Origin of the sequence: Mesorhizobium sp. M7A.F.Ca.ET.027.02.1.1, assembly GCF_004022985.1 — a bacterium.
Classification (GTDB): domain Bacteria; phylum Pseudomonadota; class Alphaproteobacteria; order Rhizobiales; family Rhizobiaceae; genus Mesorhizobium.
This window is the reverse complement of the sequence record NZ_RZOL01000225.1, coordinates 1-9,926: the sequence shown is the minus strand read 5'-3', so window position 1 is coordinate 9,926 and position 9,926 is coordinate 1. Positions and strand designations below refer to the sequence as shown.

At 63.2% G+C, this 9,926-nt stretch carries 7 protein-coding genes and 1 pseudogene; 3 read left to right on the top strand and 5 right to left on the bottom strand.

Annotated elements, in window-relative coordinates; genetic code table 11:
• The coding region (locus tag EN749_RS22415; protein ID WP_145990972.1) for an FAD-dependent oxidoreductase at positions 1-2,351 on the top strand (2,351 nt) is incomplete at its 5' end.
• Between the two features lies 1 nt (position 2,352).
• Here EN749_RS22415 and EN749_RS22410 read toward each other — a convergent pair.
• Positions 2,353-2,985: a class I SAM-dependent methyltransferase gene (locus EN749_RS22410; protein WP_164873721.1), complete on the bottom strand. Its 633-nt coding sequence runs from the start codon at positions 2,983-2,985 to the stop codon at positions 2,353-2,355.
• A 101-nt stretch (positions 2,986-3,086) separates the two neighbouring features.
• Here EN749_RS22410 and EN749_RS22405 point away from each other — a divergent pair, with 101 nt between their 5' ends.
• A complete protein-coding gene (locus EN749_RS22405) occupies positions 3,087-3,989 on the top strand; it encodes a phosphotransferase family protein (protein ID WP_128363993.1) in 903 nt (300 codons plus the stop codon).
• A 7-nt stretch (positions 3,990-3,996) separates the two neighbouring features.
• Here EN749_RS22405 and EN749_RS22400 read toward each other — a convergent pair whose 3' ends face one another.
• From EN749_RS22400 to EN749_RS22390, 3 genes and pseudogenes are all read right to left on the bottom strand, one after another.
• Complete coding sequence (locus tag EN749_RS22400; RefSeq protein ID WP_127319198.1) at positions 3,997-4,920, bottom strand: DMT family transporter; 924 nt, start codon at positions 4,918-4,920, stop codon at positions 3,997-3,999.
• Between the two features lie 115 nt (positions 4,921-5,035).
• Positions 5,036-5,303: pseudogene (locus EN749_RS22395) on the bottom strand (hypothetical protein).
• An 87-nt stretch (positions 5,304-5,390) separates the two neighbouring features.
• Entirely contained in the window at positions 5,391-6,680 is a 1,290-nt protein-coding gene (locus tag EN749_RS22390; RefSeq protein WP_128363992.1) for an amidohydrolase family protein, read from the bottom strand.
• A gap of 169 nt (positions 6,681-6,849) precedes the next feature.
• Between EN749_RS22390 and EN749_RS22385 the strand changes: the two genes are divergently transcribed.
• The gene (locus EN749_RS22385) at positions 6,850-8,604 is read left to right on the top strand and encodes an ABC transporter ATP-binding protein (protein WP_128363991.1); all 1,755 of its coding nucleotides are present in this window, start codon (positions 6,850-6,852) and stop codon (positions 8,602-8,604) included.
• A 157-nt stretch (positions 8,605-8,761) separates the two neighbouring features.
• Here EN749_RS22385 and EN749_RS22380 read toward each other — a convergent pair.
• Positions 8,762-9,926: dihydroxy-acid dehydratase (locus tag EN749_RS22380; RefSeq protein WP_189367651.1), on the bottom strand; the 1,165-nt coding region annotated here is incomplete at its 5' end.

The window sequence follows — 9,926 nt, the reverse complement described above, 5'->3', positions numbered from 1 at the left end:
TGCTGGAGCAGGGCAAGCTGACCTCGGGTTCGACCTGGCATGCCGCCGGCCTTGTCGGGCAATTGCGCTCGTCGGCGTCTATCACCCGCGTGCTGAAATACTCCGTCGACCTCTACAAGGGACTGGAGGCCGAGACCGGTCTCGCCACCGGCTGGAAGATGACCGGTTGCCTCAGGCTCGCCACCAACGCCGACCGCTGGACCGAGTACAAAAGGCTGGCGACGACAGCAAAAAGCTTCGGCATGGACATGCAATTGCTGTCGCCGGACGAGGTGAAAAGGATGTGGCCGCTGCTGGAGACCGGCGATCTCGTCGGCGCCTCCTGGCTGCCGACCGACGGCCAGGCGAGCCCCTCCGACATCACGCAGTCGCTGGCCAAGGGCGCGCGCATGCATGGCGCCAAACTGCTCGAGGATGTTCGCGTCACCGGCTTCGAGATGAAGGACGGCCGCATCACGGCGGTGAAGACCAGCAAGGGCGACATCGCCTGCGACAAGGTGGTCAACTGTGCGGGCCAATGGGCGCGGCAAGTGGGGGCCATGGCCGGCATCAACGTGCCGCTTCAGCCGGTGAAGCACCAGTACATCATCACCGAGAAGATCGACGGTCTGGCGACCGACGCGCCGACCATCCGCGACCCTGACCGACGCACCTATTTCAAGGAGGAAGTCGGCGGGCTGGTGATGGGCGGCTATGAGCCTAACCCGCAGGCCTGGGCGACTGGTCTCCCCGGCGACGACGTTCCCAATGATTGGGAATTCAGGCTGTTCGACGACGACTACGACCATTTCGAGCAGCACATGAGCCAAGCGATCGCGCGTGTGCCGGCGCTGGAAACCGTCGGCGTCAAGCAGATGATCAACGGGCCGGAGAGTTTTACGCCGGACGGCAATTTCATTCTCGGCACAGCGCCCGAATGCGCCAACATGTTCGTCGGCGCCGGCTTCAACGCCTTCGGCATCGCCTCGGGCGGCGGCGCTGGCTGGGTGCTGGCGCAGTGGGTGGTCGATGGCGAAGCACCGCTCGACCTGTGGGTGGTCGACATCAGGCGCTTTTCCAACCTGCACCGCGACCGTCAGTGGGTCTGCGACCGCACGCTGGAGGCCTATAGCAAACACTATACGATCGGCTTTCCGCATGAAGAGTACGCCAGCGGGAGGCCGCGCATCGTCTCGCCGCTGTACGAGCGGCTGAAACAGCAGCGCGCCGTGTTCGGCTCGAAGCTCGGCTGGGAGCGGCCGAACTGGTTCGCGCCCGAAGGCGTCGAGCCGCAGGACATCTATTCGATGGGCCGGCAGAACTGGTTCGCGGCGGTCGGCGACGAACACCGGCATGTGCGTGAAAAGGTCGGCATTTTCGATCAATCGTCTTTCGCCAAATACGAGCTGAGCGGGCCTGATGCGCTGAAGGCGCTGGACTGGATCTGTGCCAACGACGTCAGCAAGCCGGTCGGCCGGCTGACCTATACGCAGCTTCTCAACACGCGCGGCGGTATCGAAGCTGATCTCACTGTGGCGAGGCTGGCCGAGGAGAAATTCTATATCGTCACCGGCACCGGTTTCCGCACGCATGATTCCTCATGGATCAGCGATCATATCGGCGAAGGGCTCGATGCCAGGCTTGTCGACGTCACCGAGGATTTCGGCACGCTGTCGCTGATGGGTCCTCGGGCGCGCGACGTGCTCTCGGCGGCGACCGGAGCCGACGTGTCGAGTGCCGGCTTCCCGTTCGGCCATGTGCGCGAGATTACCATCGCCGGCCGCACGGTTCGGGCACTACGCGTCACCTATGTCGGCGAACTCGGCTGGGAACTGCATGTGCCGATCGCGGCCACCGGCGAAGTCTTCGACGCACTGATGGCGGCAGGCGAGAAGCATGACATCCGACCGGTCGGCTATCGGGCGCTGGAATCGCTAAGGCTGGAAAAAGGCTATCGCGCCTGGGGATCCGACATCACCCCCAACGACACGCCACAGGAAGCCGGGCTCGGTTGGGCGGTCAAGCTGCGCAAGAACACCGATTTCGTTGGACGGCGCGCGCTGGAAAAGACCAGCGGCGCGGCACTGAAGAAACGCTTTGCCGGCTTCACGGTCGAAGACCCCGAGATCGTGCTGCTCGGCCGCGAAACCATCCTGCGCAATGGCGAGCCGGTCGGTTATCTCAGCAGCGGCGGTTATGGCTACACGCTGGGCAGGAACATCGGCTACGGCTATGTGCGCAACGCCGACGGGGTGAGCGATGATTTTCTCGCTTCCGGCGACTATGAACTGGTGGTTGCGATGGAGAGGACGCAGGCCAATATCCACCTCGAGCCAATGTATGATCCGGCAGGCGCCAGGGTCAAAGCGTAGGTCAAATAACGCGCAAAGCGAGGCCGCGGCTTGGTACCGTGTCGGCCTCGCCGGGCATCGAGACGTAAGGACGCGTTTCCTCGACGCGGGTGACGAGGCCTTGCGCCTCGATCTCGCCGACACGCGTGGCAAAGCCGGCATCCCACAGCGTGTTCTTGACCGTCAGCACGATCACGCCGCCCGGACGGCAGATGCGGATTAGCTCGTCCAGCCCCTCGACGCCGACATGGCCCGAGGTGAAGACGCCGGCCGAGATGATACCGGCATAGGCATCATCGGCAAAGGGAAGATGACCGCCGAGCGCAAGGCAGTGGAGCGCGGAATAGACGCCCTTGCGGGCCGCCTGATCCAGCATGCCTTGTGAAATATCGAGTGCCTCGACCAGGGGATAACCAGCAATATCAAGCCATTCGCCGATGAGCCCGGTGCCGGCCCCGGCATCGAGCAGCGGTGCTGAACCGCGCGGCAGATGGCGGGCCAGCAACGCAAGGCAGATCGTCGGATGGCGATAGCCGGCGGCCGACATGTCGGCGTCATAGGTTTCCGACCAGCGGTCATAGAGTGCGGCCACCTCTTCGGGCCGCTTTGCCGCGTAGGCCGCGCCGAGCGCGCCCTGATGTTTGCTGTCCGCCACTTTTATCCAGTCCGCCAATTTTTGATCTCGCAGTGATGATAGCCAAAGCGCGAAAATTGTGGAACCGTCGCTGCGACAAATAACAGCGTGGGGGCGCAGGCATGGTGACAGACGAGGCGCGTGCGGCACTGGACGCCATTCCCATGCTGGCCGGCTACAGCGGGCCGCTGGAACGGCTGGGCGGCCTCACCAATCTCGTCTTCAAGGCCGGCGACTTCTGCCTGCGCATTCCCGGCAAGGGCACCGAGGAATACATCAACCGGGCCAACGAAGCGGTGGCCGCGCGCGAAGCTGCAAAAGCGGGGGTCAGTCCCGAGGTGCTGCATGTCGACCCCGGTACCGGGGTGATGGTGACACGCTACATCGCCGGCGCCGAAACGATGTCGCCGGAGAAATTCCGGACACGTCCGGGCAGTCCGGCACGCGCCGGCGAAGCCTTTCGCAAGCTGCACGATTCAGGCGCGGTGTTTCCCTTCCGCTTCGAATTGTTCGCGATGATCGACGATTACCTCAAGGTGCTGTCCACCAAGGAGGTCGCCCCGCCCGCCGGTTATCATGACGTGGTGCGAGACGCTGAGAGCGTCCGCTCGGCGCTGGCCGCCCATCCGCTGCCGATCGTCGCCTGCCACTGCGATCCGCTGTGCGAGAACTTTCTCGATACTGGCGAGCGGATGTGGATCGTCGACTGGGAATATTCGGGCATGAACGATCCGCTCTGGGACCTTGGCGACCTCAGCGTGGAGGGCAAGTTCGAAGCCGCCCAGGACGAAGAGATGATACGCGCTTATTTCGGCGGCGAGGCGAGGCCGGCGGAGCGCGGCCGCATCGTCATCTACAAGGCAATGTGCGACCTGTTGTGGACCTTGTGGGGGCTGATCCAGCTCGCCAACAACAACCCGGTCGATGATTTTCGCGCTTATGCCGATGGCCGTTTCGCTCGCTGCAAGGCGCTGATGGAGACGCCGGAGTTTTCGCGGCATCTGGCAGCAATACACCGGGGCTGAGCCTGGACTAACTCACGCCCTTCGGCACGTTTTCGGGCGGCACAGTGGTTTCGACCACTTTCTGGCGATGGAAGATGAACAGGCCGGCGAGAACAACGATGGCCGAGCCGATCAGGATGCGCGGACCGGGAACGTCGCCGAAGAACACCAGGCCGAACACCACCGCCCACAGCAACAGTGTGTAGTGCAGCGGCGCCAATGTCGAAGCCGGCGCCAGCTTGAGCGCCCTGGTGATCATCAGGTGGGCGCCGCAGGAGACGATACCGAGCAGCAGCATGGCGCCGAGATCGAGTGCCGACGGCGTCTGCCAGGCGCCGATGGTCAGCACACCGCCGACCAGCAGCGTGCCGATGGTCTGCCATGTCACCAGATTGGTGTCGCTGGTGCCACGCAGGCGGCGGTTGAGGATGATGGCGAAGGCGAAGGAGATGCTGCCTACCAGCGCAAAACCCGATGACAGCGAGAACGCCGCCGACGACGGTTTCAGCATGATCAAAACGCCGCAGAAGCCGAGCAGGATCGCCATCCAGCGGCGCCAGCCGACCTTTTCGCCAAGCAAGAGGTGCGAGAGTGCCGCAACGTAGATCGGCCCGGCCATGTAGAAACTCATCACATCGGCAAGCGGCAGATAGACCACGGCGGCATAGAAGAGCGCGGTGTCGAGCGTGGTCATCACCACCCGCAGCAGCTGCAGCTCCAGACGTTCCATGCGAAACAGCTTGGCCGGGCCCTGATTGGCGATCATCGGGCCGAGCACGAAGAAGGCGCCGATAGAGCGGATCAGCACCACCTGGCCGACGGAGAAGCTGGCGACCAGCCACTTGCCCATGGCGTCGTTCAGCGCAAACAGGAAGTCGCCGGCCAGCATCAGCAGAATGCCGGCCAGAAGCACATTCCTGATCGTCGAATTCTGCGCCACGGGCTGCGTCATGCCGATCCCGATTCCTCCCTAGTAAGCCGCGTCGTAGACGGAAGCGGCGGCTTTGACGAGGAGAAAACCGGAAATCGGCAAGGCCAGCCTCGGGAATCGGCTGGGTCTGCGCGATTCAGTTCCCTTTTGGCTGCGGCCTGAGAATAATGGGCCGATAGATCACCGGCCTGTCCCAGGGGTCGAAAGCCGGGGTGCGTCTGAGCTCCGCACGCCGCTCCAGATCGATGCGCTGCAGACACTCGGCAAAGGCGTCATTCTTCTTGACGAAGCCGTAGGACCGGCATTTCGCTTCGTCAGCGGTGCGGCGATCCTCTGCCGTTATCCGTCGTGCACCCGGCGCAAAGCGCCGTCAGCGCCACCGCCATCACAGTCTTGCGCCACATGGAATCCTCCTCGGAATAAAGTGGAGGCTTAATGTAGACTTATTTCACGACGGGCGAAGCTTTGAGCTTTGATGCAGATGCGGCGTCCTATTGGGCCTGATGCGAATGGTGCCGTCGGTTCACAAGTACCGGCCTTCCGTCGATGGACAGCCTGGTTTCCTGCTTCGTCCGCTCCGCCACCACCTTGCCCCTGGCGATGACGCACAGGCGCTCGGCGCGCAAGCGCAGGGCTTCGACCGGATTGCCGGCATCGAGGACGACAAGGCTGGCGCGCTTGCCGACCGCCAGGCCGAGATGATCGAGGCCCATGATCGCGGCATTGACGTTGGTGACCATATCGAAGCAGCGCGCCATCTCGGCCGGGCTCGACATCTGAGCGACGTGCAGGCCCATGAAGGCGACATCGAGCATGTCGGCGGTGCCCAGCGAATACCAGGGATCGAGCACGCAATCCTGGCCCCAGCCGACGCGAATGCCGAGCGCCAGCATTTCCTTGACCCGAGTCAGGCCCCGGCGCTTCGGGAAGGTGTCGTGGCGGCCCTGCAGCATGATGTTGATCAGCGGATTGGGAATGACCGAGACGCCGGCATCGGCGATCAGCGGCAGCAGCTTCGAGACATAGTAATTGTCCATCGAATGCATCGAGGTGAGGTGCGAACCGGCGACCTTGCCTTGCAGACCAAGGCGCTGCGTCTCATACGCAAGCTGTTCGATGTGACGCGACAGCGGATCATCGGTCTCGTCGCAATGCAGGTCGACCATCAGGCCGCGCCTGGCCGCGATCTCGCACAGCTCCGTTACCGAGCGCGTGCCGTCGGCCATGGTGCGCTCAAAATGCGGGATGCCGCCGACGATGTCGACGCCCATGTCCAAGGCGCGGATGGTGTTCTCCCGAGCCGTTGGCGAGCGATAGAACCCGTCCTGCGGGAAGGCGACCAATTGCAGGTCGATATAGGGGGCGACCGTCTTCTTGACCTCGAGCAGCGCCTCGACCGCCAGCAGCCTGTCATCGCAGACATCGACATGGGTACGGATTGCGAGCAGGCCCATCGACACCGCCCAGTCGCAATAGGTCAATGCGCGATCACGCACCGCCTCATGCGTCAAAAGCGGCTTCAACTCGCCCCATAGCGAAATGCCTTCGAGCAGCGTACCCGACGCGTTGATGCGCGGAATGCCGTATGAGAGCGTCGCGTCCATGTGGAAATGCGGATCGACGAAGGGCGGCGAGACCAGATTGCCACGGGCGTCGACCTCGGTTCGCGCGGAACCCTGCATAACGGGCTCGATCGCCGCGATCGTCTCACCGCTGATGCCTATATCGGCAACCCTGCCATCAGGCAGCGTGCCGCCGCGAACGATAAGGTCGAAAGTCATCTGTCGTCATCCCGTCAAAAGAATCATCTGATAGTGCCGAGGCTGAAAATCGCATCCCGTCGATGCCGCTTGCAACAGCGGTTTGTCCGCGGCGGGCGCGGATGGTTCCATCCGGCCGCAACTCCCTCTATAAGCCGCCTTCGTTGTCCCGGTTTCAAGGATCCGCCGTTTGTTTCGTTTCTTCCGCTCGACGGAAAACCAGCGCCTCGTTGCGAGGTTGATCCGGGAATCCTTTTATCAGCACAGGTTTGGCTACGGCGCCGCGATTTTGTCGATGCTTGTGGTGGCCGCCACGACCGGCGCCAGCGCCTGGATTCTCAAAGAGATCACCGACGAATTCGTGGTCTTCAAGCGGATTGACCGCGTCAACCTGATTGCGGCGGGGGTCGCCACGATCTTCATTCTCAAGGGTCTCGCCAACTTCATCCAGGCCTATTTCATGAGCCGGGTCGGCAACGCCATCATCGCCGACCGCCAGCGCAAGATCTACGACCGCATCCTGGCGCAAGGCATCGAATTCTACCATTCGACCTCGTCGTCCGACCTGATCACACGCATGACCAACAATGCGCAGGCGGCGCGCAACGTGCTCGACCTCGTTGTCACGTCCTATGTGCGCGACCTGTTGTCGCTGGTTGTCCTGGTAGGGGTCATGGTCTGGCAGCAGCCAGCCCTGTCTATAATCTGCTTCGTCGTCGGCCCCTTGGCTATCTACGGGGTCAACCGCATCCTCAAACGTGTTCGCAAGTTCGCCGCGATGGAGTTTCGCTCGGTCGGCCAGATCGTGCAGGTGATGCAGGAAACGGCAATCGGCGTCCGCGTCGTCAAATCCTTCAACCTCGAAGGCGCAATGCGCAACCGCATGTACAAGGCCGTGTCGGACGTCGAGAACCGGGCCAACAACATCGCGACGCTGGAGGCTGCGACAAGCCCGGTGATGGAGACGCTGGCCGGGCTGGCAATTGCCGGGGCCATCTTCGTCAGCGGCTTCCTGGTCTTGCAGGGCGGCCAGATGCCGGGAAACATCATGGCCTTCATCGGGGCGCTCCTGTTTGCCTATGAGCCGGCAAAGCGCCTTGCCCGCGTGCGCATATCGCTGGAAAGCGGTATTGTCGGCGTGCGCATGATGTTCGAGCTCGCCGACCAGCCGCTGACTCTGGTCGAGAAGCCCGACGCGAAGCCGCTTCTGGCCGGACCGGGCGAGATCCGGTTCGACGCCGTCGACTTCGCTTATCAAAACGGGCCGCCGGTGCTGGACAGGTTCGATCTGACGCTTGCGCCCGGCAAGATGACGGCGCTGGTCGGGCCTTCCGGCGGCGGCAAGTCGACGATTCTAAACCTGATCATGCGCATGTACGACCCGAAGAGCGGCAAGGTGCTGTTCGATGGTCAGGATATTTCCCATGCGACGCTCGCATCGCTGCGGGAAAAGATCGCCTATGTCAGCCAGGATACATTCCTGTTTGCCGGCACCATCATGCACAACATCCGGCTTGGGCGCGAGGGTGCGACCGACGAAGAGGTTATCGCCGCCGCCAAGGCGGCCAACGCCCATGACTTCATCAGCGCGCAGGCGAAAGGCTACGAGACGGATGTCGGCGAGAATGGCGGCCTGCTATCGGGCGGCCAACGCCAACGGATCTCGATCGCACGCGCCATGCTGCGCAATGCCGAGATCCTGCTGCTGGACGAAGCGACCAGCGCGCTTGATGCCGAATCGGAAGCGCTGTTCCGCGACGCGCTGCAGCAATTGACGGAAGGCCGCACGACGATCGTCATCGCGCACCGTCTGTCGACGGTGCACCAGGCAGACACGATCGTGGTGCTCGAAGCCGGCAAGGTGGTGGAAAGCGGCCCGCACAAGACCTTGCTCAAGCAGGGTGGGCTCTACCAGAAGCTTTATGAGTATCAGTTGATGCCGTGATGGTGTTCCGGATGTTGGAGCCAGCCCCCTCATCCGGCCCTTCGGGCCACCTTCCCCCCGAGGGGAGAAGAGATCGTCAGCGCCGGCGCCAGCCTCTTGTCCCCAGCGGGGAGAAGGTGGCCGCGTAGCGGCCGGATGAGGGGCCTGGGCGCAAACCTTATTCCGGCACAAACCTCACCGCGCCCTTGGCCGCGCTGGTCGCCATGGCGGCATAGGCTCGCAAGGCGGTCGTCACCTTGCGCTTGCGCTTTTCCTCGGGCTTCCAGGCCAGGGCGCCCTTGGCCTCCATCGCCGCCCGGCGGGCAGCGAGTTCCGCCTCATCGACAGCCAGGCGGATGCTGCGGTTCGGGATGTCGATCTCGATCGTATCGCCCTCCTGCACCAGCCCGATCAGCCCGCCTTCGGCGGCTTCCGGCGACGCATGGCCGATCGACAGGCCCGACGTGCCTCCCGAGAAGCGGCCGTCGGTGACCAGGGCGCAGGCCTTGCCGAGCCCTTTCGACTTCAGATAGCTGGTTGGATAAAGCATTTCCTGCATGCCTGGGCCGCCGCGCGGCCCTTCATAGCGGATGACGACCACATCGCCGGCCTTGATCTCGTTGGACAGGATCGCCTTGACGCTGGAATCCTGGCTTTCGAAGACGCGGGCCGGTCCGGTGAACTTCAGGATCGATTCATCGACGCCGGCGGTCTTCACGATGCAGCCGTCGAGAGCCAGATTGCCTTTCAGCACGGCGAGGCCGCCATCTTTGGAAAAGGGATGTTCGGTCGAGCGGATGACGCCTTTCTCGCGGTCGAGATCGAGTTCGTCCCAGCGGCGGTCCTGGCTGAAAGCGACCTGTGTCGGCACGCCGCCAGGGGCGGCGAGGAAGAAATCACGCACGCTCTGGCTGGTCGTGCGGGAAATATCCCAATGGTCGAGCGCTTCGCCCAGCGTTCGCGTGTGCACCGTCGGCAGGTCGCGGTTGAGCAGGCCGGCATTGTCGAGCTGGCCGAGGATGGCCATGATGCCGCCGGCGCGGTGCACGTCTTCCATGTGCACGTCGGACTTGGCCGGAGCAACCTTGCACAGCACCGGCACCTTGCGCGACAGCGCGTCGATGTCGTCCTGATCGAAATCGATTTCGCCCTCATGCGCGGCGGCGAGAATGTGCAGCACGGTGTTCGTCGAGCCGCCCATGGCGATGTCGAGCGTCATGGCGTTCTCGAACGCACCTTTGGAGGCGATGTTGCGTGGCAGCGCGGTTTCGTCGTCCTGCTCGTAATAGCGCTGGGCGAGATCGACGATCAGGTGGCCGGCCTCGACGAACAGCCGTTTGCGG